General features: G+C 49.9%; 19 protein-coding genes. 11 read left to right on the top strand and 8 right to left on the bottom strand.

Features of this window, described 5'->3' with window-relative positions; genetic code table 11:
• Positions 1–4 precede the first annotated feature (4 nt).
• Complete coding sequence (gene uvrA, locus AC2T0J_RS03960) at positions 5–2830, bottom strand: excinuclease ABC subunit UvrA (protein WP_489808879.1); 2826 nt, start codon at positions 2828–2830, stop codon at positions 5–7.
• 226 nt (positions 2831–3056) lie between these two features.
• Between uvrA and AC2T0J_RS03955 the strand changes: the two genes are divergently transcribed.
• Positions 3057–4400, top strand: coding sequence for an MFS transporter (locus AC2T0J_RS03955; RefSeq protein WP_489808878.1), 1344 nt, complete (start codon positions 3057–3059; stop codon positions 4398–4400).
• Positions 4401–4433: 33 nt separating this feature from the next.
• Here the strand turns inward: AC2T0J_RS03955 and AC2T0J_RS03950 are convergent, their stop codons facing one another.
• The 3 genes from AC2T0J_RS03950 to AC2T0J_RS03940 form a co-directional block, all read right to left on the bottom strand.
• Positions 4434–4895 carry an NfeD family protein gene (locus tag AC2T0J_RS03950; protein WP_489808877.1) on the bottom strand — a complete coding sequence of 154 codons (462 nt, stop codon included), beginning with the start codon at positions 4893–4895 and terminating at the stop codon, positions 4434–4436.
• Positions 4896–4900: 5 nt separating this feature from the next.
• Positions 4901–5839, bottom strand: a complete 939-nt coding sequence (locus AC2T0J_RS03945) for an SPFH domain-containing protein (protein WP_489808876.1) — start codon at positions 5837–5839, stop codon at positions 4901–4903.
• Positions 5840–5939: 100 nt separating this feature from the next.
• A complete protein-coding gene (locus AC2T0J_RS03940; RefSeq protein ID WP_489808875.1) occupies positions 5940–6344 on the bottom strand; it encodes a VOC family protein in 405 nt (134 codons plus the stop codon).
• 208 nt (positions 6345–6552) lie between these two features.
• Here AC2T0J_RS03940 and tkt point away from each other — a divergent pair, with 208 nt between their 5' ends.
• A complete protein-coding gene (gene tkt / locus AC2T0J_RS03935; RefSeq protein WP_489808874.1) occupies positions 6553–8550 on the top strand; it encodes a transketolase in 1998 nt (665 codons plus the stop codon).
• 605 nt (positions 8551–9155) lie between these two features.
• Positions 9156–10787, top strand: coding sequence for a phosphoenolpyruvate carboxykinase (ATP) (gene pckA / locus AC2T0J_RS03930; RefSeq protein ID WP_489808873.1), 1632 nt, complete (start codon positions 9156–9158; stop codon positions 10785–10787).
• A 50-nt stretch (positions 10788–10837) separates the two neighbouring features.
• Here pckA and AC2T0J_RS03925 read toward each other — a convergent pair whose 3' ends face one another.
• Entirely contained in the window at positions 10838–13003 is a 2166-nt protein-coding gene (locus AC2T0J_RS03925; protein ID WP_489808872.1) for a TonB-dependent siderophore receptor, read from the bottom strand.
• Between the two features lie 316 nt (positions 13004–13319).
• Here AC2T0J_RS03925 and AC2T0J_RS03920 point away from each other — a divergent pair, with 316 nt between their 5' ends.
• A complete protein-coding gene (locus AC2T0J_RS03920; protein ID WP_489808871.1) occupies positions 13320–13514 on the top strand; it encodes a hypothetical protein in 195 nt (64 codons plus the stop codon).
• Between the two features lie 196 nt (positions 13515–13710).
• Here the strand turns inward: AC2T0J_RS03920 and AC2T0J_RS03915 are convergent, their stop codons facing one another.
• Together AC2T0J_RS03915 and AC2T0J_RS03910 are read right to left on the bottom strand one after the other, a co-directional pair.
• Positions 13711–14490 (bottom strand): transglutaminase-like domain-containing protein, encoded by a 780-nt coding sequence (locus AC2T0J_RS03915; RefSeq protein WP_489808870.1) that lies wholly within the window; start codon positions 14488–14490, stop codon positions 13711–13713.
• Positions 14487–15725, bottom strand: coding sequence for a hypothetical protein (locus AC2T0J_RS03910; protein WP_489808869.1), 1239 nt, complete (start codon positions 15723–15725; stop codon positions 14487–14489). The genes AC2T0J_RS03915 and AC2T0J_RS03910 overlap by 4 nt, the downstream gene beginning before the upstream one ends.
• A 205-nt stretch (positions 15726–15930) precedes the next feature.
• Here AC2T0J_RS03910 and AC2T0J_RS03905 point away from each other — a divergent pair, with 205 nt between their 5' ends.
• A complete protein-coding gene (locus AC2T0J_RS03905) occupies positions 15931–17451 on the top strand; it encodes a S10 family peptidase (protein ID WP_489808868.1) in 1521 nt (506 codons plus the stop codon).
• 83 nt (positions 17452–17534) lie between these two features.
• On the opposite strand, the gene tal is transcribed toward AC2T0J_RS03905, so the two are convergent.
• On the bottom strand, positions 17535–18488 hold the full coding sequence (tal, locus tag AC2T0J_RS03900; RefSeq protein WP_489808867.1) for a transaldolase: 954 nt from the start codon (positions 18486–18488) through the stop codon (positions 17535–17537).
• A gap of 232 nt (positions 18489–18720) precedes the next feature.
• On the opposite strand from tal, the gene AC2T0J_RS03895 reads away from it, so the two are divergent.
• From AC2T0J_RS03895 to AC2T0J_RS03870, 6 genes are all read left to right on the top strand, one after another.
• A complete protein-coding gene (locus AC2T0J_RS03895; protein ID WP_489808866.1) occupies positions 18721–20379 on the top strand; it encodes a ribulokinase in 1659 nt (552 codons plus the stop codon).
• Positions 20376–21068: an L-ribulose-5-phosphate 4-epimerase gene (locus AC2T0J_RS03890; protein ID WP_489808865.1), complete on the top strand. Its 693-nt coding sequence runs from the start codon at positions 20376–20378 to the stop codon at positions 21066–21068. Before AC2T0J_RS03895 ends, AC2T0J_RS03890 begins: the two co-directional genes overlap by 4 nt.
• A 39-nt stretch (positions 21069–21107) precedes the next feature.
• Positions 21108–22607 (top strand): L-arabinose isomerase, encoded by a 1500-nt coding sequence (araA, locus tag AC2T0J_RS03885; RefSeq protein WP_489808864.1) that lies wholly within the window; start codon positions 21108–21110, stop codon positions 22605–22607.
• Positions 22608–22737: 130 nt separating this feature from the next.
• Positions 22738–23322 (top strand): HAD family hydrolase, encoded by a 585-nt coding sequence (locus AC2T0J_RS03880; RefSeq protein WP_489808863.1) that lies wholly within the window; start codon positions 22738–22740, stop codon positions 23320–23322.
• 66 nt (positions 23323–23388) lie between these two features.
• Positions 23389–24594 carry an aldose epimerase family protein gene (locus AC2T0J_RS03875; protein WP_489808862.1) on the top strand — a complete coding sequence of 402 codons (1206 nt, stop codon included), beginning with the start codon at positions 23389–23391 and terminating at the stop codon, positions 24592–24594.
• Between the two features lie 69 nt (positions 24595–24663).
• Positions 24664–25101: a hypothetical protein gene (locus AC2T0J_RS03870; RefSeq protein WP_489808861.1), complete on the top strand. Its 438-nt coding sequence runs from the start codon at positions 24664–24666 to the stop codon at positions 25099–25101.
• Positions 25102–25212 lie beyond the last annotated feature (111 nt).

Below are 25212 nucleotides of genomic sequence, written 5' to 3'. Positions count from 1 at the left end.
TCACCTACTTCAGCATCGGTTTTAAGAATCGCCCGGTATGGGAGACTGCACTGTTGGCAACTTCTTCCGGCGTGCCTTCAGCAATGATCTGACCACCTCCGGAGCCGCCCTCCGGGCCAAGGTCGACAATGTAATCAGCGGTTTTTATAACATCCAGATTATGCTCAATAACCACCACAGTATTGCCGTGATCCCGCAGACGATGCAGGACCGCGAGCAACTGTTTAATGTCGTGGAAGTGCAGGCCCGTGGTAGGCTCATCCAGAATATACAGCGTTTGGCCGGTATCCCGCTTCGACAACTCTTTGGCCAGTTTTACCCGTTGTGCCTCACCACCTGATAAAGTGGTCGCCGATTGGCCCAGGCGCACATAGGACAAGCCCACATCCATTAAGGTTTGCAGTTTACGGGCGATGGCCGGGATAGCATCGAAGAAATGCCTGGCATCTTCGACGGTCATTTCCAGCACTTCGTGGATATTCTTGTCTTTAAACTTAATTTCCAGCGTTTCGCGGTTATAGCGCTTGCCCTTACATACATCACAGGGCACGTAAACGTCTGGCAAAAAGTGCATTTCTACCTTAATGACGCCGTCACCCTGGCAGGCTTCACAACGGCCGCCTTTCACGTTAAAGCTAAAGCGACCCGGCTTGTAACCCCGCGAACGGGCTTCCTGGGTACCGGAGAAAATTTCCCGGATCGGAGTGAAAATGCCCGCGTAGGTGGCCGGGTTAGAACGAGGCGTGCGGCCAATGGGTGACTGATCGATATCCACCACCTTATCGAGCAGCTCCAATCCTTGCATTGACTTATACGGCGCGGGTTCACTGGTGGTGGCTTTATTTAACTCGCGCTGGGCAATCTTGTAGAACGTATCATTAACCAGAGTCGACTTACCTGAACCTGACACGCCGGTGATACAGGTCATAACGCCTGTTGGTACCCTTAGTGTGACGTCCTTTAAGTTGTTGCCCGTGGCGCCGGCAAGTTCCAGCCACTGATCGTCCTTAGCCGGATGACGCACTGACGGAATATCAATTTTCTCTTTGCCTGATAGATATTTACCGGTAAGTGATTGCTCGTTATTAACGATATCCTCAAGGCTGCCCTGGGCAATGATTTCGCCACCATGAACACCGGCACCGGGGCCAATATCGATAATAAAGTCGGCATCACGAATAGCGTCTTCGTCGTGTTCGACCACCAGTACCGTGTTACCCAGATCGCGCAGGTGGGTGAGCGTTTTCAGCAACCGCTCGTTGTCGCGCTGGTGCAGGCCAATCGACGGCTCATCCAGCACATACATAACACCCACAAGACCCGCGCCAATCTGGCTGGCCAGGCGAATACGCTGAGCTTCACCACCAGATAAGGTTTCTGCGCTGCGTGACAGACTCAGGTAATTGAGTCCGACATTGATCAGAAAACGCAGGCGGTCGAGAATTTCTTTCAGTATTTTATCGGCGATTTGTGCGCGCTGACCAGAGAGTTGCAGATTTTCGAAGAAATCAAACGCACCGGCAATCGACATATCGGCCACGGTAGGTAAGTTGGTCTGTCCGATAAACACATGACGGGCTTCGGTACGCAAACGAGTACCGCCGCAGCTGTTACACGGCTGTTGACTCAAAAATTTAGACAGCTCTTCACGCACCGTATTTGACTCGGTTTCACGGTAGCGGCGTTCCATGTTAGGAATGATCCCTTCAAAGGGATGCTTTCGCTCCATAATATCGCCGCGGTCGTTAATATAGCGGAAATTAATCGACTTGCCTTTTGAACCGTACAGCACAATGTCACGGAATTCTTTGCTCAGTTCGCCGAAGGGCACAGTGAGGCTGAATTGATAATGATCGGCAACGGCCTGGAGCATCTGAAAATAATAATAGCTGCGCTTGTCCCAGCCGCGGATAGCGCCGCCAGACAGGCTCAGTTCGTCGTTAACGACTACTTTGAAAGGGTCGAAGAATTGCCGGGTACCTAATCCGTCGCAGGTACCACAGGCACCTGCCGGGTTGTTGAACGAGAACATGCGTGGTTCCAGTTCACTGATGCTGTAGCCACAGTGAGGGCAAGCAAAATTGGCCGAGAAAACAATTTCCGGTTCGCTGCTGTCATCCATGTAGGCCACTTTGGCATTGCCGTTGGCAAGCTGCAACGCCGTTTCGAATGATTCGGCCAAACGCAGTTGCAAATCATCGCGTACTTTAAAGCGGTCGATAACCACTTCGATGGTGTGTTTTTTATGTAAATCGAGCTCAGGTGGATCCGACAGGTCACACACTTCGCCATCAATACGGGCGCGAATGTAACCCTGGGCAGCTAGCGACTGCAGGGTTTTTACGTGTTCGCCTTTGCGATCCTGAACAATCGGCGCCAGTAGCATGAGCTTGGTGCCTTCAGGCATAGCCAGCACCTTATCGACCATCTGTGAAATGGTCTGGGCATCCAATGGCACATCGTGATCCGGACAGCGTGGTGTGCCCACACGGGCAAACATTAGACGCAGGTAATCGTATATTTCGGTAATGGTCCCCACGGTTGAACGGGGGTTATGCGAGGTGGATTTCTGTTCAATCGAAATCGCCGGAGACAGGCCCTCAATGTGATCCACATCGGGCTTTTCCATCATCGATAAAAACTGGCGGGCATAGGCAGATAAAGATTCCACATAACGACGCTGACCTTCAGCGTAGAGCGTATCGAATGCCAGGGACGACTTACCCGAACCCGATAAACCGGTAATCACTACCAGTTTGTCGCGGGGAATGGTGATATCGATGTTTTTGAGATTGTGCGTACGTGCACCGCGAACTTCTATTTTATCCATTCGAACCAGTTCAGAATACAAAAGAAACAGTATGCCATATACCCATGTCGTGGGTATATGGCTATGGTATGAATATGGTGTATCAGGTGTTTAAGATCAGTCAGCCCCTAACCATTCGTTGTATCGGCGGAATTTCGCACATAGGCCAACAGGCTCTAGGGACAGGCGGACAAGTTATGCTACAATTCGCGCCCCGTTTCACCCCCAGAACAGAGAAGAAAGTACTTTGAACGCCATTGAAGTCCGTGCCGCATTAACGCTTGCCGTTGTTTACGTACTGAGAATGCTTGGGTTATTTATGGTCATGCCGGTGTTAGCTGTGGCTGCTACAGAATTTAGTGACTACTCTGTGATGCTGGTGGGCGTGGCTATCGGCGGGTATGGTTTAACCCAGGCGGCGCTACAAATTCCGATGGGCATGTTGTCGGATAAATGGGGGCGTAAACCGGTTATTTTACTCGGGCTTTCTGTGTTCGCTCTGGGTAGTATTATCGCTGCTATGGCCGATAGTATGATGTGGCTGATCGCCGGGCGTATTCTGCAGGGTGCCGGGGCTATTGCCGGTGCCATCATGGCATTGGCAACCGACGTCACCAGAGAACAGCAGCGGGCCAAGGTGATGGCGATTATTGGCATTGCTATTGGTTTTTCATTTTATATCGCGGTGGTCATCGGACCGCTAATCGCTGAAGGCTGGGGCCTTGCCGGTGTATTCTGGGTAACCGGTATTCTGGCTTTGTGTTGCTTACCTCTGGTGAAATGGGCTGTGCCCGACAGCCCTAAACAGTTTAACGCAGATACTCTGCCGCGTATGGACCAGGTTTGGCAACTGTTTACCTCTCGGGATTTGTGGCGCTTGAATGTCAGCGTCATGCTGCTGCATATGATGATCACCCTGTTGTTTGTGCAGGTACCATCCACAATGGTGGCGCTGGGAATGCCGCTGGACAACCACTGGACAATCTACCTGCCGGTGTTATTGGTGTCGGTATTTCTACTGGCCATCATGATGCGTAGCAGTCGCGGCCGTACGCCGCGTTCGATGTTACTGGCGGCGGTTATCATGCTCGGCAGTGCTTTTGTACTGTTGCCTTCAGCCGGACAGAACTGGTGGTTACTGGGCACCGGACTGCTGATATTTTTTACCGGTTTTAACTACCTGGAAGCGAATTTTCCGGCGCTGCTGTCTACTATTGCTCCGGCTGGTCAGAAGGGCACTGCCATGGGCATTTATGCCAGCTTTCAGTTTTTTGGTGCGTTTCTGGGCGGTATTCTTTCCGGTGCGATGACAGCACAAGCAGGCCCCACTTCGGCCTACTATACCGGTGCCGTCATCGCCGTAGTTTGGTGTGTGATTGTGGCGGGTATTCGCGTTGGCGAAAAGCTCAAGCGAGTGACCCTTAACGTGCCGGGTAATACGCGACCTGTGGCCGGTCAGTTAGCTCAACTGGACGAATTAAAAGGGGTTGTGGAATATGTGTTCGATGCCAACCAGAATCAGTTATACCTGAAAGTGGACGGTGAGTTTGATGAGCTTAATGCCCGTGCTGTCATCAGGCAGTGGGGTTAACCACTGCCTTCGAAGGTTGCCGGGTTGCAGCGACTATTTTATGGGCGCAGGGCGGACATGAAATATCCCTACTTCGGCATTGGTCACTTCTACTTCAGTGCCAGCAGCGATAGGCTCATCACATTGAACTGACCAACTAATGCCCGAGTATTTATGCGTACCAGGGGCAGCAGGAGCGATAGCCTCTGTCAGGCGAAACCGTAAGCCGTTGAAATCACCGTTCACCGTTTTCTTTTCTACCTGTTGCTGCATTTGCTTAAGCGGCTTGTACAACACAAGAGCAATAATAGCGGTTAACACAGCACAACTGAAAAAGGCGTTGATGTAGGTTGCTTCCAGCACGCCGGTATAAAAAATGCCAGCGGTGATAAGCGCTGCCAAACCAACAAAAAACAGCACAAAGGTGGCAAACCCCAGTATCGCTACTTCAATGATTAACAACACTAAACCGGTGACTACCAGTACCGTGGTCACATTTGCATAGATCCAGTCCATAGGCATCAGTCTTTATTGTTCATTTTATTAATAATAGCCATGGCCTGAGTCACCAGGCTGGCCGCTTCAGTATTACCGTCGGGTAGCAACACAATGGATGACTCTTTGGCAATCGCCTGTTTCGCTTCAATGGCTTTAGTGGCAAGGTCGAGCTGAATAGCTTTTTGGCCTTTTTCGGTATCGGCGGCTTCACCCACCTTACGTAATGCCTCAGCCTGGGCGTCGGCCACGGCCAGAATCGCCTGGGCTTCACCTTCGGCTTTCAGTACTTGTTCGGCTTTATCTGCTTCTGCCGCCAGTACTACTGACTGTTTAGCCCCCTCTGCACGGTTAATCGCGGCTTGGCGATCACCTTCTGACTCGAGGATTTGCGCGCGTTTCACCCGCTCGGCTTTCATCTGCGCTTCCATGGCCTCCATTACCGAGTTAGGCGGCACGATGTCTTTTATTTCGTAGCGCAATACCTGAATACCCCAGGGACCACTGGCATCGTTAATGGAGGTTACGATGTTGGTATTGAGCTGGTCACGCTCTTCAAAGGTTTTATCAAGCTCCATTTTACCCAGTTCTGAACGCATGGTGGTTTGCGCCAACTGGGTAACGGCAAATACGTAATCGTCTACGCCGTAGGTGGCTTTATAAGGATCCAGTACCCGGAAATACAGCACGCCGTCGACGTGCAGCGAAATATTGTCTTTGGTAATGGCACTTTGTTCTGGTACGTCAACCGCTTGTTCTTTTAGTGAGCGGTCGGCAGCAATGCGGTCGATAAAGGGCACAATAAAGTTCAGGCCAGCCTCTTTGGTTGACTGGTATTTACCAAAACGTTCAACTAAATAAGCCCGGTTCTGCGGCACAAATTTGATCGATGATTTAAGTAAAATCACCACAAAAATCAGAATAAACAGTTGCGGAGTGAGAATATAGTCCAGTAATACTTCCATGATTTACAGCCTCTAACTATTTTGACTTATGGAGCTTAACCCAATCGGGACCAACTGGGTACTGGCTAATTGTATCAAGGCGTAACAACCGTGCTTTGGATCAGACGTCCTTTACCTGTAGCAGGTCCCACTTGTTGCCGTAAAGATCCTCAAAAATGGCCACAGTGCCGTAGTCTTCATCGCGTGGTGTTTCAATGAAGTCTACGCCCTGGCTTTGCATAAAGTCGTAGTCGCGCCAGAAGTCATTGGTTTGCAGTACGAAAAGAACCTGATCGCCGGCCTGATTACCCACCGCAATTTTATCCATTTTTGAACGGGCAAGATTAAGCATGATACCGGTGGAGGATAATCCCGGCGGGTGCAGCAACACCCAGCGTAAAGCGTTTTTATGTTTTTCGTTAGCGATGAGCGTAAAATTGAGCACCTCAGTAAAATATGTGATAGCTTCATCGTAGTCGTCGACCAGAATGCCAACGGCATTCAGGCTTTGTATGCGATCTGTCATGACTGTGTGCTCCGAAACGTAACATGCCTCATATAACGTGACAGATTTGCCCCAATATAACCAGACGTTGCCCTGAAAATGTGCTCATAAGCAGGCACTTGTTAACGAATAGTGTATTGAGGCTTCTTTTTTTTAACTTACAGGTTGTGTTAGACCGTCAGTTCAATTTACTATTTATACTATAATAGTAACAAGGGTCTTTACACTCATGTCAGTATCAACTCAAGTCGCTGCTAATGCTATTCGTATGCTCGCAGTGGAAGCAATTCAAAAAGCCAAGTCAGGTCACCCTGGTGCGCCAATGGGTATGGCAGACATTGCTACTGTACTGTGGCAGCAATTCTTACAGCACAATCCGGCAAATCCTAACTGGGCTAACCGTGACCGCTTCGTGCTGTCTAACGGCCATGCGTCCATGCTTCAGTATGCCTTGCTGCATCTGAGTGGTTATGATCTGCCAATTGAAGAACTTAAACAGTTCCGTCAGTTACATTCAAAAACCCCAGGCCACCCGGAGTATGGTTATACTGCAGGTGTTGAAACCACAACCGGGCCATTGGGCGCTGGTATTGCCAATGCTGTCGGTATGGCCATCGCCGAGAAGACTCTGGCTGGCCAGTTTAACCGCGATGATTTCGATATTGTTAATCACTTCACCTATTGTTTCCTGGGTGACGGCTGTCTGATGGAAGGGATTTCTCACGAAGCCTGTTCACTGGCCGGTACGTTGAAACTGGGCAAACTGATCGCCTTTTGGGATGACAACGGTATCTCTATCGACGGTCATGTAGAAGGTTGGTTTACCGATAACACACCAATGCGCTTTGAGTCTTATGGCTGGCATGTAATTAAGGATGTGAACGGCCACGATGAAGCGGCTCTGCAGGCAGCCATTGAAGATGCACAGTCAGTTACCGACAAACCTACTCTGATTTGCTGTAAAACCGTTATAGGCTTCGGTTCTCCAAACAAATCTGGCAGTCACGATTGTCATGGCGCGCCACTCGGTGATGAAGAAATTGCCGAAGTCCGTAAGCAGCTGGACTGGTCGCACGGACCGTTTGAAGTGCCTGAAGATATTTATGCGAAGTGGGATGCCAAAGAAAAAGGTAATGCCGCGGAGCAGCAATGGGAAGCTAAGTTCGCCGAGTACGCAGCGGCTTACCCACAACTCGCCGCCGAGTTTGAACGCCGCGTGATCAAACAGCAGGTGCCTACCGATCTGAACGAAAAGGCCGACACCTACATTCGCCAGTGCCAGGCGGATATGAAAGACATGGCCACTCGTAAAGCCTCGCAAAATGCGATTGGTTTCTTTGCTGGTCAGCTACCTGAAATCATTGGCGGCAGTGCCGACCTGGCTGGTTCCAACCTGACCTTGTGGCCACAAGCAAAAGGCATTCAGGATGATGCCGCCGGAAACTATGTGTTTTACGGTGTGCGTGAGTTTGGTATGAGCGCTATCATGAACGGTATAGCCCTGCATGGCGGATTTATCCCGTTTGGTGCGACCTTCCTGATGTTTATGGAGTATGCACGTAATGCTGTGCGTATGGCTTCATTAATGAAAGCAAAATCGATTTTCGTTTATACCCACGACTCTATTGGTCAGGGTGAAGACGGCCCGACTCACCAGCCTATCGAACAACTGGCTAACCTGCGCCTGACCCCGAATCTGACTACCTGGCGCCCTTGTGATGCAGTGGAAGCTGCCGAAGCCTGGCGTCAGTCGCTGGTCAAAGAAGCGGGCCCAAGTGCGCTGGTATTTACCCGTCAGGGCACCAGAACCATGGCTCGAAGCGAAAGTCAGTTAGCGGATATTGCCAAAGGTGGTTACGTGTTGAAAGACTGCGCAGGTACCCCACAGCTGGTGCTGATTGCTACTGGCTCGGAAGTGGCGCTGGCCGCGGATGCCGCATCGAAACTGGCTGATAATGGTGTAGCGGTGCGAGTTGTATCGATGCCAAGTACTGAGCAGTTTGATGCACAGGATGCTGCCTACAAGCAATCCGTGTTACCAACGGGTGTGCCGAAACTGGCTATCGAAGCGGCCCATACTGACTTCTGGTACAAGTATGTGGGCACCGACGGTAATGTAGTTGGAATGCAAACCTTCGGTGAATCTGCACCGGGCGGCGTACTGCTGGAACACTTCGGTTTCACAGTAGAAAACGTAGTCGCTAAAGCAACCGCGTTGCTTAAGTAAATACCAGTCATCCCTGCCTCCGGGCCGGGATCTTCTAAAACAGTCTGACTCCTTCAAACAGTATAACTTTAAATGCTGCTCCCGCTTTTGTCGGGTCGCCGACGGCGACCAGGGGAGGCAGTGAGGCCCCCCTGGACCCTCTCAGTGCTATGTGGCGATACAGCATGACATAAAATAAAAAGGGAAAGTCTATCGAGCAGAGCGAGCGTCCTGCCCTGGCTAGCCTTCCGTGGTTAGCCCACGTCTTTCATGGACTTTTTGTTTTACGTCATATCACCACCGCTAAACGACTCGTAAGTGACCTTTTAAACGCTTGTGGTCCTTTACCTAAAGCTTAAATGCAAGGAGAACCCGGATATTTGCTGCACAAATTCCGGGATGACAGGGAGGTGGTAAATCACATAAACAAGCTGGTTTTTTGTTGATTACATTCAACTGATGCATATCAATTTTAATTACCGTCAATAGCGCTACAGTTGTACCCCTGACTGAACTTTGTTATACCTAAAAGAGACCCTGCAACCTAAAATAAAAATAATAAGTTCAGCGTTGCCTTTAGAAAAGTTTTCTAATTTAATTTTCAACCGTTCACGGAGGAAAAGGCAATGGCCATTTCTGTCGAAACCTTAGCGAAATACGGCATCAACGATGCCTCCGAAATTATATACAACCCCAGTTACGAGCAATTGTTTGCCGAGGAAACCCGTGATGATCTTACCGGTTATGAGCGTGGCGTGGTAACCGAGTCCGGTGCCGTGGCAGTGAGTACGGGTGTTTTCACCGGTCGTTCACCGAAAGACAAATACATTGTGGAAGACGACGTCAGCAAAGAGCACATGTGGTGGGACAGCGATGCTGCCCATAACGACAACAAGCCAATAAGCCCGGAAGTTTGGGCTGATCTCAAGGCGTTGGTGGGTAAGCAGTTATCCGGCAAACGCTTGTTTGTGGTGGATACATTTTGTGGTGCTAACGAAAGCTCTCGTTTAAAAGTACGGTTTGTGATGGAAGTGGCCTGGCAGGCGCACTTTGTTAAGAACATGTTTATCCGTCCGTCGGAAGACGAACTGGCTAATTTTGGCGAGCCGGATTTTGTGGTGCTCAATGGTTCTAAAACCAGCAACCCTAAGTGGAAAGAACACGGCATGAATTCGGAAGTGTTCACCGTGTTTAATATGACCGAAAAAATGCAGGTTATCGGTGGCACCTGGTATGGTGGTGAAATGAAAAAAGGTATGTTCGCGATGATGAACTACTACCTGCCACTGAACAACATGGCTTCCATGCACTGCTCTGCCAATATGGGCGAAGAGGGTGATGTAGCAATCTTTTTCGGTCTGTCAGGCACCGGTAAAACCACGCTGTCTACCGATCCTCACCGCCGCCTGATCGGTGACGATGAGCACGGCTGGGACGAAAACGGCGTGTTTAATTTCGAAGGTGGCTGCTATGCCAAAACCATCAACTTAGACCCGGAGAGTGAACCGGATATTTATCAAGCTATTCGCCGTGATGCGTTGCTGGAAAACGTGACCGTTGATGACAACGGCGTAGTGGATTATAGCGATAACTCCGTCACCGAAAACACCCGGGTGTCTTACCCTATCCACCATATTGAAAATATTGTGAAGCCGGTGTCTAAAGGCGGTCACGCTAAGAAAGTGATTTTCCTAACTGCTGATGCCTTTGGTGTATTACCGCCGGTATCGAAACTGGATCATGCGCAAACTCAATACCATTTCCTGTCTGGCTTTACGGCTAAACTGGCGGGTACTGAGCGTGGCATTACCGAACCAACACCAACCTTCTCTGCATGTTTTGGTAAAGCGTTTTTAACCCTCCATCCCACCAAGTACGGTGAAGAGTTAGTTGCGAAAATGGACGCGGTTGGCGCCCAGGCATACCTGGTGAACACCGGTTGGAATGGCACGGGCAAACGGATTTCCATAAAAGATACCCGTGCTATCATTGATCGTATTCTGGATGGTTCTATTGAAGAGGCGGAATGCCATTCATTGCCTATTTTCAACCTGCAGGTACCTTCATCACTGCCAGGGGTTGATCCGGATATACTGGATCCGCGTGATACCTATGAAAGTGCAGATGAGTGGTTCGAAAAGGCTACCAAGCTTGCCGAGTTGTTTATTGATAACTTTGAGCAATTTGCCGTTAACGACAAAGGCCGGGCACTGGTGAAAGCCGGTCCCCAGCTTGAGGAAGTTGTTGAGCAGGCGTAAAACCTGTCAGCAGATTAAGCAGGCCGCTCTATTAGCGGCCTGTTTTGTGTTTAATACTGCCAGTTTAATGACAACATATAGTTACGGGGTGCACCGTAATAGCCTTGTTCCCAATACAGCGACTTCAGATATCTTTCGTCGGTCACATTATTCACGTTAGCAATAATGGTAATACTGTCGTTAACGGTGTAACTGGCCATCAGATTCACCAGGGCGTAGGCATCCTGTTCAATTACGATATCCTGGCCCGCGTTAGCATATGTGGCGGGTACCTGGCCCACATTGCGGGAAGTGGCTTCCTGCCACCGGATCGAGGTACCGACTTTCAGTGCCGGTAACGTCTGGAACTGATAGGTAGCATTCACGTTAACCAGTTTTTCCGGCGTATAATCGGCAACAAGCTGGTCGCCATCAAGGTCGAAAAACGTCAGGCCAAGGCTGGTTTGCAGGCCGGGCAGAATTTCACCGGCTAAGTCGATTTCCCAGCCTCTAGAGCTCAGGCCATCCGCTTCGCGGTAAACCTGCTCTTCCACACCGGATACCGGGTTGGCTGCAAAGCCGTCGTCCACCGCAACGTTGACCTGATCAATATCGAAGTAGGCCACGGTCAGTAGCGCATTACCATCAATTAATGACGCCTTAATCCCAATCTCCTTTGATTCGCCGGTAATCGGATCGAGTCGATTGAAGTTGGCATCTCTTTCAGTTTGGGGGGTAAACACTTCAGTGTAGCTGAAGTAGGTGTTGATATCATCGTTAATGGCGTAAACCAGGCCCCCGTAGGGGACAAAAGCGTTTTGATCGAGGGTCTCGTCGATGTCATAGGAGATACCAGTTACTTCCACCTGATTAAAGCGTCCGCCGGCTAGTAGCGACAGGCTGTCGGTCAGGGCAAAATTACCACCAAAATACACGGCTGTTTGTTTTTCCTCTACATCGCTGCCGGTAGCACCGTCTGTAAATTCAGGGTAGGGTGTGTCGCCGCTCCAATCTTCCATGGCTGGCAAGAGCGGAAAGCCGTTACCGGTATGGAAGTCGTAAAGCGATACATCAGTGTAAGCTACTTTGGCATAGCTCGCCCCCATCATTACCTGATGTGTTTGTCCGAAAGCATCGAAGTTACCGTTCAGGTAGATATCGGCATAGTCATGTTCATCATCCAGGGTGTATTCGCTACCGTAGCCAATCAGGCCCAGACCCGTTTCAGGATCCAGCAACATAACACCGGTATCCGGATCGCGGGATACGTAGCTATAAAACAGCTGTGTGTCTTCGTCGGTCTCAATGTGCGTATAATCTGCTTTGAGTGACCAGCCTTCGGCCAGTTGCTGTTCTAGAAATGCAAAATAGCGGGTGTCGGTGACATCCCATTGCGACCAATCGGCAGAAGTGCTGGTGCTGGTGTCGAAGTTGGTTGGCGTGCCATCGGCGTAATACAGAGTTAACGCGCCCCACATATTGCCTTTCGCATCACTGGTTTGTTGGCTGGCGCCTACGGTTAGCTGAGTGGTGTCGGTGAGGGCGGCACTAATAACGCCATAAGCCACGGTTTTATCTAACTCGTAGCGGTCCAGGTAAGACTCTTTGTCTTCTTTCACCACTACCACACGCGCACCTACTGAGTCGGATAATGGTGCAGAGGCATCAACGTCGAGACGCCTGGCATTCCAGCTACCCAACTGAGCACGGGCGGAGATTTGCGTGTTCTCGGTTGGCTTTTTGCGCACGTAGTTGATCGTGGCAGAAGGGCTGCCGGTACCTGTCATCAGGCCGTTTGCACCACGCAATACCTCAACTCTTTCGTAAATGGCGGTGTCGATATCGCCATGTACGTTACCGTTTAATATGGGTAAACCCAGACCGTCTACCTGAAAGTTGGTAACGTCGAAGCCGCGCGCAGTAAAATATGTCCGGTCGGTTTCGACTTCCTCTACGTTAAGGCCGGTGACGGTATCGAGTACCGCATTAATGTTATTTAACGCGAAATCATCAATCATTTCCTCGCCAATCACGCTGATCGACTGAGGCAAATCCTTTATATCCAGATCCAGTCGGGACAAGCTATCGGCTTTTTCATACAGATAATTATTTAAGCGCTCGCCATTGACCGTGAGCTTTTCAATATCGTCATCGTCAGGCACCGCAGTTGCGTTGGCAACGCCGGCCCGCAAAGCGAGAGAAGTAAGCAGGACGAGACTGATCGCGTTATATTTCATCAATAATCCTAATGTAAATGATAATAGTTCGCGTTATTATATTGCTGAGTTAGCATTATGCAACCATCTCGTTGATAAAATCCTGTATAGGATGACAGCCGCGGTTCCGTGCGAATTGGCTGAGTAGATGCGGCAAAAGGCGTAATCGGCCATACAAAAAGTGTGGCCGGTGTAGATAAATGCTGAACTATTTGACGGAGCAGAGCTCGTAACAAGCGGTATGTATACTGCGGTTATGCTGTGTTGATGTGTGGCTTCGTTACGCGGCGCCGGGGCAAACCGCTGATCGTCATTTTTATCGTAACAAGAATGAGCTATGAAGCATTCCCTTTTACCCATAGCCCTGTCCGGGTTGTGTTTTTCTGGTTTTTCCGTTGTTACCCAAAATGAGATCTCTTTCGGTATAGCTGATTTAAAAAGCTATGGCGACGACTTTATTGGTATTGAATACAAGCGGTATTTGTCTGATGTGCCGGTGAGCGAACAAGCTTTCATATTTCACCTTAGCTGAATAAAACCAACCGTGTTTTTGTGCGTTATTTTGGCGACAGTGTAGTCGACCGCTATAAACTGAACGGAGAGTGGTTCGTTGGTGCCCGTTATTTCATTAATCAGCGCTTTAGTGCCGGGCTGATCGCTTCAGGTTAGTGCCGGTGCTAACACATCGGGCGGTTCGGCCGCGATAACCTTATCAACCAGCGTACTGATTATTGCAAGTTTTGTACGTTTCCCACACGATTGGGAAACAAGGACGATGCCATCATTAAAGACATGGCAAAACCGGGTCCTTCATTGTTGAGAATGCCGGTAGGCAGGTAATAAAACTGCTGCCCTTCAGCCCCGTACAGCGCAGCATCTATAATCTGCCATTTACCTTTATACCAGACTTCCGTCCAGGCATGACCAAACGCATCGGCCGATTCTCCATAAGCCGTAATAACCGTACCCAGAGTTAAGCGGGCGGGCAATCCTAAACCTCTGGCCAGGGCAGTCGTCAGGGCAGCAAATTCCGTGCAGTCACCAGCGCGCTGGGTGGCAACCGTAGACGCCAGATTAAACCCGTGAATATAAGTCGGTTCATTAATGTATTTACTGACGTAGGCGGTGATCGCCTCAAGCTTGTCAGTATCAGCCAAAGTGGTGGTAAAACCGTCAATAAAAGCCTGGGTCGCCGGTTCATCGGTATCAATAACAAAGCTTGGCTGAGTATACTTTGCCTGAACCGGACCGGTAAACCTGGGTTGGTGTGTTAAGGCAACCGCCAATTTCTGGCTAGCAAGCCGCTTAGTGGTAACACCATTGTAATTGCCCAGGTGTTTTATCAGTGAAGCTGGTTGGCGGGTCTCAATCTCCAGATAAACGGTACCGTTTAAAGCGCCAGACTGATTGGCACTGAGAGTCAGCGGTATTTCAGCCAGTGAAGGCACTGACTGTGCACTGACGTTGAATGAAAACGTCAGTGCCAGGATGGTCAGGTACTTTTTCATGGCAGAACCGGCTGGCCTTTGCTGTACACTTTTTCAAGTTTCAGCTCCACGCCGCCCTGGGCAATGGAACCTTTTTCAAAGGAGCCATTTTCTGTAGCCAGGTATTTAAGGGTAAGCGGCCCAAGATCAAACTGTAAATTGGCGTCAGGCAGTTCGTCGATCTTGGTAAAGGTCACCGGTAAGGCTGAGGTTGGGTCGGCTTCTGAGAGCCAGATATGGTAATCGGCAGTTGGCGCATCGCTGGTCAGCAGCAGCGCAGTTTCAGTGTAATTACCGAAACTCGACAATAACCAGCTATTGTATTCCAGGCGTGCGTTGACTTCTTTACCCTGCATTTGGCCTGTTACCTGCCAGGCATCTTCTGCGTGACTGATAGCAAACTGTGATGTCAACTGGCCATTTTCAATGGCATATTCCTGAGCATTGATCAGGGAGCCATCGGGCCGGCTCCATTCCAGGGTTTGAGAGTCTGAACGGGACACCGCTACCTGGTCGACCGGGGTAATCATGGCATCGCGCAACACGGTTGCAATATCACCGTCCTGATCAATGGTGTGCTTTTCCTGTGTGTAGCCTACCGGAATGCCGTTAATAGTCATCCGGTAAGTGGCTTCGTATAATTCGGGTTGCTTGTCATTTGCCGTGAACGCTTGTACAAAGCTGCTGAAAACGTCGAGGAATGCCTGTTGGTAACCCATTTCGTTGTGTACACAAATCTGCAAACTCTGGTCTGTTTGCGCGGAGAGGCCTTTTAACACACCTGCCACTTTATCGTTACCTTGTCCGAGATTATACAGAGTATCAAGCTGCAGATAGGGCGTATCGCCAATCATGCCCATATCCAGACCGAGATTAAAACGGCCAGACAACGATTTATTGTTAATTTGCTCAGCGCCGCCGAGGCTGTGTTCCACAATGGCATGAAGGGAGTTAGCCGCGCCATCAAACTCTAAGAAGGCATAACACTCTACTGGTGAATCAGAGCCGATATCCATGGTGTAATACCAAACATCCTCACTGCCGCTGTCCTGCAAAGCCGGAGCACCTTTTACTTTGGCATCGACATTTAACTGTTCGATGGTGAGTTGGCCGGTAGTCGTCACCTCGGCTTCACGAGCCATGGACTGCTGAAACCATGCCGGAAAGTCAGTCAGGTTAATTAGGTATTCAGCACTGGCATTAACCGAAACGGTAGCTGGTAACAGAAAAAGGGCGACAGACTTTAATAGCTTCATAAAGTTCATTCCTTGTTGATGGTGGGTCATCCGTTATAACGGCAATAAACATACGTATTTATTGAAGGTTTGACCACATTATTTTTTACTCAGATACGGCTGATGTTCATCATCGCTTTGGGTGAGCTCGTCGTTTGTGACCTGTATTGTGGTTAAATCACTATATACTTAAATGGTAATAAATAATAAAACAGGTGGAGCAACTATGCGGTCTGGAATAGGGATTAAGTGCTGGTTACTGGTATTAGGCGTATTGATGACATCGGCTCAGGCTGAGGATGAAAAAGTACCTGTTGACGCACCGCAGGCGTTCATCACCAATCACAGTGGCAAGTTTAACGGTCAGAAAATTGCCTACAGGGCAACCGCTGGCGAAACCTATTTACGAGACTTGCAAGGCGAACCCAAAGCCAGCATATTTTCATTTGCTTATACCCAGGATAAGGTCAAAGCGTCCACGCGGCCGGTAACCTTTGTCTGGAATGGCGGACCGGGTTCGGCGTCGGTGTGGCTACATATGAGTGGCTTAGGGCCTGCCTTTGCTGAAGTGCCGTCGGATGCGACCCATCCCGGCTTACCGCCTTATTTACCGAAGAGTTCAACAAACTCAATAATGGATGTAACAGATTTGGTCTTTATCGATCCGGTTGGCACCGGATTCTCCAGGGCTCTGGGTGAGCACGAAGGTAAAGAATTTTGGGGCCTAAAAGAAGATGCGCAGTCCATGGCCGAATTTATCCGCACCTGGATGACAGAGAATAACCGGTGGGGTTCGCCGATTTTTATTCTGGGTGAAAGTTATGGCACCACGCGAGCCGCTTATGTGGCTAATATTCTGCAAAAGAATATGAAAATCAGTATTAACGGGCTGGTATTTGTGTCTCAGGCGCTGGATTATCAGGGGTCGTCGCCATATATCCCGGATAATATTATTTCCTATGTGACTTATGTGCCGACTATGGCAGCGGCCGCGTTATACCACGGTAAAGTGGCCCCTGTGCCACAGAATAAACAGGCGTTCCTGGAGCAAGCGCGTCAGTTTGCTACGAATGAATTACTGTCAGGCCTGTTTGCGGGTAACCGTTTAAAGCCTGAACAAAAAAGTCAGTTAGCCAGGCGGCTGGCTTATTTTACCGGATTAAGTCCTCAATATGTCGAACGCGCTGAGTTAAGAATAAGCGCGCGCCGCTTTGCCAAGGAGTTATTGCGTGACCAGAGTAAGACAGTGGGCTTGCTGGATGCGCGCTATTTAGGTGATGAGCGTGATGACCTGGATGATAGCACCAAACGGGATGCGGCATCAGATACCATCTCGGCAGCCTTTAACAGCGCCCTGCAGGTATATATGCGCAACTCACTCAATGTAGACTGGGAGCGTCAGTACCTGTCGCCGGCAGACCCAGATCTCAGACGTTACTGGCGGTACCGTACCAGCAAAGACGGTAGTTCCTGGGAGCCAACTTACGTGAATACGGCGGGACAATTAACAGAGGTATTACGGATTAACCCTCATTTGGACGTGTTGGTGGCATCAGGGTATTACGATCTGGTAACGCCGTTCTTTGACGCCGAATATACCCTTAACCGCCATGCCATCAATGCAGAGCAAATCTGGTATACCTATTATGAAGGGGGCCACATGATGTACGTTAACAGCACGGCTAAATCGGCACTGTTTAAGGATATTCGCAGCTTTATTGAAGGGCACTCATCAACCAATAAGTAATATAAATGTTGAGCCATTCGTATAATAAAAATGCGGCTGACAGGTCACTTTGAGCCGCATTGCATTGAGAAGCAGTGTAACGATTATTTGGCCAGCTCGGTCAGCATGGTTTCTAAGGTTTCCTGGTCCTTAGCAAACTGACGGATGCCCTGAGACAGTTTATCAGTAGCCATGGCATCTTCGTTCATATCCCAGCGGAAAGTTTGCTCGGTTAACGCCGACGGCGCTGCCTTAGGTGCATCAACCGGAGTGAGTTTGCGTGGCAGTGCGGCGTCGTTATTAGTCAGCTCATCAAGTAATCCCGGACTGATGGTCAGTCTGTCACAGCCAGCCAGCTCCTGAATCTCACTAATGTTGCGGAAGCTTGCGCCCATGACGATGGTGTCATAGCCATGCTCTTTGAAGTAGTTATAAATGCGGGTAACCGACAACACGCCCGGATCATTAGCGCCGCTAAAGTTAGCGTCTGGCTGGTCTGCTTTATACCAGTCAAGAATACGACCTACGAAAGGAGATATAAGGAAAGCGCCAGCCTCGGCTGATGCACGGGCCTGAGCAAAAGAGAAAACCAGAGTGACGTTGGTTTTAATCCCCTGGGCTTCGAGGATACGGGCGGCCTGAATACCTTCCCAGGTTGCTGCAATTTTAATCAGTACGCGACTGGTATCGATGCCCTGATCCCGATACAGCGCCAGCAGATGATTGGCTTTCTCGACAGTGGCCATGGTGTCGAAGGATAAGCGTGCGTCTACTTCGGTAGACACATAACCGGGTACCTGCTCCATTAGCTTAGCACCAATAAGTACCGCTAGTTTGTCTGCAGCAACCGTTGCAATGTCATCGGTAGCACCCTGATCTTTCGCCCATTTTACGGCTTCAAGAGCCAGCGGACGATACTTTTCAATTTGTACGGCCTTTAACAATAGCGACGGGTTAGTGGTCGCATCCTGTGGTTGATATAAAGCAATCGCTTCGAAGTCGCCGGTGTCGGCAACCACAGTAGTCATAGATTTAAGCTGTTCTAACTGGGTAGTCATAGTTCTTTCCACTCTGAATAAATTCAAAAGGTTACAAGTTTCGGCAGGCTTTGGTTGTGGTTTTTTACAGCAATAGGTCAGCGGCATCATCAACTTACGTACTGGTGCATTATGCACCGTCTACACTGTTAATATTAATTTTATATTACCTTTACATTTGCCTAATATTGATATTATCATACAATTAGGCTTTGTTGGCTAATTTTGTTAGCCGTGAGTGGAATTAGAAATTATGTCTCGTTATACATTAGGGCTGGATTATGGCTCTGATTCGGTCAGAGCCTTACTGGTAGATGTAACCACCGGCGAAGAGCTGGCCAGCCATATGGCGAATTACCCGCGCTGGGCACAGGGCCGTTATTGCGAGCCCGCGAAAGACCAGTACCGTCAGCACCCTCAGGACTATGTGGATAGCCTGATTGAAGTGGTCAATGCGCTGTGGTCGAAGGTACCTGCCGGCACGGCTGATAAAGTCGTTGGCATGAGCTTCGACACCACCGGGTCTACCCCTGTGGCAATCAACGCCGAAGGTGTGCCGCTGGCATTAACCGAAGAATTTACAGAAAACCCCAATGCGATGTTCGTATTGTGGAAAGACCACACGTCACTGAAAGAAGCCGGCGAAATCACTAAGGCTGCGAGCACTAATGAGGTGAACTACCTGGCTTACATGGGCGGTATATATTCTTCTGAATGGTACTGGGCCAAAGCCTTACACATTTTCCGCCAGGATCCGGCGGTTAAAGCCGCCACCTACAGTTGGGTAGAGCATTGCGACTGGATGACCGCATTAATGTGCGGCACTACCCATCCTTCGCAGTTACAGATGGGCCGTTGTGCAACCGGTCATAAACTAATGTGGAATGAAGCCTGGAACGGTTTCCCGCCAAATGATTTCTTTACCTCAGTAGATCCGCTGCTGGATGGCCTGGTGGATACCTTGAATCCAGTAACACAAACAAGCGATCAGGTAGCCGGAGAGTTAACTTCTGAGTGGTCTGAAAAGCTGGGTCTGCCTGCAGGTATTAAAGTGGGTTATGGCGCATTTGACTGTCACATGGGCGCGGTAGCTGCCAATGTTCGCGAAGGCGTGCTGACTAAAGTAATGGGTACTTCTACCTGTGACATCACGGTGACGTCTTACGAAACCATTGGCGAAACCTGTGTTCGCGGTATTTGTGGGCAGGTTGATGGTTCTGTTATTCCTGGTCTGGTTGGCCTTGAAGCCGGTCAGTCAGCATTTGGTGACCTGTATGCCTGGTTTAAAAACCTGGTGCTGTGGCCAACCAGCAATTTACTGCATGAACTGGTGGAATCAGGCGCCGATGAATTAGTGGATAAGATTGAATCGCTGACCTTACAGCGTTTGTCTGCTGCTGCCGCGACTTTGCCGGTAAGTGCTACAGATATCACCGCCCTGGACTGGGTAAATGGTCGCCGTACACCGGATGCCGACCAAACCGTGTCGATGGCGTTAACCGGTATCAAAATGGGCGCCGATGCGCCGCAATTATTTAAAGCGCTGGTGGAAGCAACGGCGTTTGGTGCGCGGGCCATTACCGAACGTTTCCGTGAGGAAGGCGTACCTATTGACTCGGTAGTGGTTATTGGCGGCATTTCGAAAAAATCCGACTACGTAATGCAAACCTGCGCCGATGTGTGGAACTGCCCCATCGACGTACTGGAAAGTGAACAGAGTTGTGCCCTGGGCGGTGCCATTATGGCTGCTGTAGCGGCTGGCGAATACCCAACCGTCGCCGAAGCTCAGCAGGTAATGGCGTCGCCTGTTTGCAAACAATATCTGCCGGATGCATCGAAAGTGGATATTTACGACGAGTTATACCGAAACTATCAGACACTTGGCGATTATGTCAGTGGAGGTAAAGCATGAGCTACACCGAATTAAAGCGGGAAGTGTATGAAGCCAATATGGAACTTCAGCGGCGTAATCTGGTGATTTACACCTTCGGTAATGTATCACAGATTGATCGGGATAGAGGCGTAGTGGCTATCAAGCCAAGCGGTGTGTCTTATGATCAGTTGAAGCCGCAAGACATTGTTATCGTGGATATGGAAAATACCATCGTGGAAGGCACCATGCGGCCTTCTTCTGATACCAAAACCCACACCCACCTTTACCGCGCGTTTGACTCAATTGGTGGCGTAACTCACACCCATTCAACTTACGCGACAGCGTGGGCACAAGCGCGCCAGAGCATTCCCTGCCTGGGCACAACTCACGCTGATTACGTACACGGTGAAATTACCTGTACCCGCGACCTCACCGACGAGCAGGTTAACGGCGACTATGAAGAAGAAACCGGGGTGCAGATTACTGACGCTTACGTGGATCGCGACCCGGCTGCAGCACCGATGGTCATCGTTGCCGGCCATGCGCCATTTACCTGGGGTAAGGATGCAGCACAATCGGTATATCATGCCGCGCTGCTCGAAGAGATCGCCAAAATGGCGTATCTCACAAGGACTTTAGACCCCAATGCCGCTGTGCTTAAGCAAGCCGTATTGGACAAGCATTATTTACGCAAGCACGGTAAAAACGCCTACTACGGCCAAGAGTAACTCTACCTGCAAGCTCTTTATCAATAGAGGACTCAAATTATGACTACAGTACAAAAAGAAGTATGGTTTGTTACCGGTTCTCAGCATCTGTATGGCCCACGCGTACTTGAAGAAGTCGCCGGTAACAGTCAGGCGCTGGCCGCAGGCCTTAACGAAAACAACCTGCCGGTGAAAGTGGTTTATAAAGACACCGTAAAATCTGCAGCTGAAATCCATCAGATTTGCCAGGCAGCGAACAGCGATGCCAACTGCGTTGGTTTGATCCTGTGGATGCACACCTTTTCGCCAGCCAAAATGTGGATTGCCGGCCTGAACGAACTGCAAAAGCCATGGCTGCATTTGCATACTCAGTTTAATGCCGGTCTGCCGTGGAGCAGCATCGACATGAACTACATGAATACGCACCAGAGTGCCCATGGTGACCGTGAATTTGGTTTCATTGGTAGCCGCATGCGTAAAGAACGTAAAGTCGTGGTTGGTCACTGGCAAAATCCGAAAACCGTTGCGCAAATCGACGGCTGGTGCCGTGCCGCCTTAGGCTGGGCAGAAAGCAAGTCGCTCAAAGTGGTTCGCTTTGGTGACAACATGCGTAACGTAGCGGTAACTGAGGGCGACAAGGTTGCAGCACAGATTACTTTTGGTTACGAAGTGCATGCTTACGGCCTGCAGGACTTAGCAGATGTCGTAAACGGCATCAGCGACGGCGACGTGGCGGCACAACTGGATGCTTACTATCAGGAATACGATGTTAGTAAAGAACTACTAACCGACGACTACCAGCGTGACCGTCTGATGAAAGAAGCCCGTCTGGAACTGGGTATGGAAAAATTCTTCATCGACGGTGGCTTCGGGGCGTTCACTAACTGTTTTGAAAACCTTGCCGGGTTAACCGGTCTGCCGGGGCTCGCCACTCAGCGCTTAATGGCCAAAGGCTATGGTTACGGCGGAGAGGGTGACTGGAAAACGGCTGCTATGGTTCGCACCATGAAAGTGATGGCACAGGGTCTTGAGGGCGGCTGTTCCTTTATGGAAGATTACACCTATAACTTCACTGATTCCGTGGATCAGGTACTGGGTGCCCACATGCTGGAAATCTGCCCGTCAATTGCTGGCAAGACGCCTCGTCTGGAACTGCATCGCCACACCATTGGTGTAAAGTGTGACGTGCCACGTCTGCTGTTTGCCGCTAAAGCGGGCCCTTCCATTAACGTATCGCCAATCGATATGGGTAACCGTTTCCGGATTCTGATTAACGAAGTGGAAACCGTTGAACAACCTGAAACGACACCACACCTGCCGGTTGCATCGGCACTGTGGGAACCTAAGCCAAATCTGGAGGTGGCTGCGGCTGCCTGGATACATGCTGGCGGTGCTCACCACGCAGCCTACAGCCAGGCGCTGAGCTCAGAAGTAATTGAAGATTTTGCTGATATGGCGGGTGTTGAAACCGTGGTAATCGACAGCGATACCAATCTGCGTAACTTCAAATCAGAACTGCGCTATAACGCTGCTTACTATCAGCTTAAGCAAGGTATCTAATCGACCTGTTGGTTTACCCTCAGGGTGAACCAACAACATTGTCATACCAGTGATAGTAATATAATCGCAAGTAGCTCGTGTTACATTGCGATTTTGTTTTATGACTAGTACAGATTGATTAGGAGTACTCATGGTCGACTTAAGCCCTTATAAAGGCATTGTGTTTGATATGGATGGCACGTTGGTAGACTCGATGCCAGCGCACATGGAAGCATGGCGTATCACCTGCGAAAAATACGGTTATCCCTTTGACCTCGACTACATGAATTCACTGGGTGGTGTACCTACGCGACAGACTGTTTTGGTTCTGAATGATAAATTCAACATGGATCTTGATCCATCGGAAGTTGCCCGCTTCAAGCGCGAAAGCTGGGAAGCAATGAAGCTTGAACCGGTTATCATAGAGTCGACCATGGCGGTGTTTGAGCATTATCGCCCGCACATGGCGATTGGGATTGGTACCGGCGCTGAACGCCCGCATGCGGAACATCTGTTGTCGGCCCATGGTCTCCTTGAGCGCATTGATTCACTGGTAACGGCTACCGATGTGACTCATGGCAAACCACATCCGGAAACCTTCCTCACTGTTGCCAGACAAATAGGGGTTGAACCGTCCAGGTGCGTAGTGTTCGAGGATACCGAGATTGGTCGCCAGGCGGCTGAGGATGCCGGAATGGACTGTATTATGGTAAACAACGGCGAAATTCAGGTCTGAAAAACTTGCATTCCCTTATGTTAATTGTAATATAAAAGTATAAAAATTATTGTAGGGATGTAAATTATGCCGTCGTTATCTTTATCCAGGGTTCGCCCTGCGTTTTTCTCCCGCTCCGGTAAACAGGCCAAGTGGTTGCTGGCCGGAGTGCTAACACTGACATTTGGCTGTGCCAATCAGGTTATGGCTAATAAGCAAGGACAATCTATGACTACCACTCCCAGCGCTACCATTAGTGCTTTTGGTTCGCTGAGCGACGCGACACCGGTTGAAAAAGTCACCCTTAAAAATAGCAATAATGTGGAAGTTGAAGTGATTAGCTTCGGCGGCATTATTACCCGCATTGCTACGCCCGATGCTAATGGCAAATCGGGTAACATTGTCTATGGCATGGAAACCATTGAAGAGTATGAAAAGGGCAACCCTTATTTTGGCGCGCTGATCGGTCGGTATGGTAACCGTATAAGAGACGGCAAGTTTACGTTAAACGGCACTGAGTATCAGCTTGCCAGCAATGATGGCGATAACCACCTGCACGGTGGGATCCAGGGGTTCGACAAGAAAATCTGGAAAATGGCCCCGTTTGCAACGGCTAACAGTGCTGGGGTGACCCTGACTCTGGTAAGCCCGGACGGCGATCAGGGCTACCCGGGTGAGCTGACAACCGAAGTCACTTACACGCTGACCAACAACAACACACTGGATATGCAGTTTATCGCTACCACTGATAAACCAACCGTGGTCAATCTGACCCAGCACTCCTATTTCAACCTGGCCGGTAAAGGCACGATTCTGGATCACGAGCTGCAGATCAACGGTCAATACATCACACCGGTAGATGATGGCCTGATCCCAACGGGCGAGCTGGCCCCGGTGGCCGGAACCCCTTTCGACTTTAGGTCACCAAAAGCCATCGGTCGCGATATTGAAGCTGACAACGAGCAACTGGCGCTGGGTAAAGGCTATGATCATAACTACGTATTAAAAGAACAGGTAGACAATGAGCTTATCGAAGCAGCCACCGTTTATGAGCCAACCTCTGGCCGGATTCTGCGAGTACTGACCGAAGAGCCCGCGGTACAGTTTTATTCTGGTAACTTTCTGGAAGGAACTACCGAAGGGTTTGGTCAGCAGCATATTTTCCGTGGTGCCTTGTGCTTGGAGCCCCAACATTATCCCGACTCGCCTAATCAGGCTAACTTCCCAAGCACTACCTTATTACCGGGCGAAGTTTACTCAACGCGTATTGTCTACATCTTCGAAACAAAGTAAGCCAGCGTTGAGCGGTTAACCCTAACACCCGTCGGCTGGCGGGGGGTGTCACCCAGATAGAGAGCAATCATGATTACCAAGTCGTTTAAACGACTTGGTATTAGTTTGTTGGTAATGTATTTCCTTGCCGGCTGGAACAGCACAGGCAGTCAGGAAGTCACCGAATCCAAGGCTAATGTCGCGACGCAAGCATCCGGCATTTTCACTAATCCCCTGTTTTCTAATGGCGCCGATCCGTGGCTGGAATACTGGGATGGTAACTATTACCTGACCACAACCACCTGGACGTCGCAACTAGTGATGTGTAAGTCGCCCACCCTGGCGGTTGCCGGGTGTTCTGCTTCTGTCAATCAGGCAGTGTTACCGCACAATACCGACAGTGCCTGTAATCAGTGGCAACTGTGCCCCATGGGAGACGTGACACTCATGAGCCAGCAAAGTGGTAAAGCGCTGGCCGTGAATGGTGGCAACATTGAACAGCAGGTCTTTAATTCTCGGGCAGAATAAAGCTGGTTATTTGTGCTAACCGCTAAATGCGTCTGCCGCTGGGCTTAACCGATCGTGGTCCTTCTGAAGGCACTCATATTGCGCAGCAGCCTGACCTGGCAACACGCTGCG

The organism is Alteromonas sp. ISO5 (genome assembly GCF_058105165.1).
The sequence above is the reverse complement of the archived record's forward strand: the minus strand, read 5'-3'. Positions and strand labels throughout refer to the sequence as shown.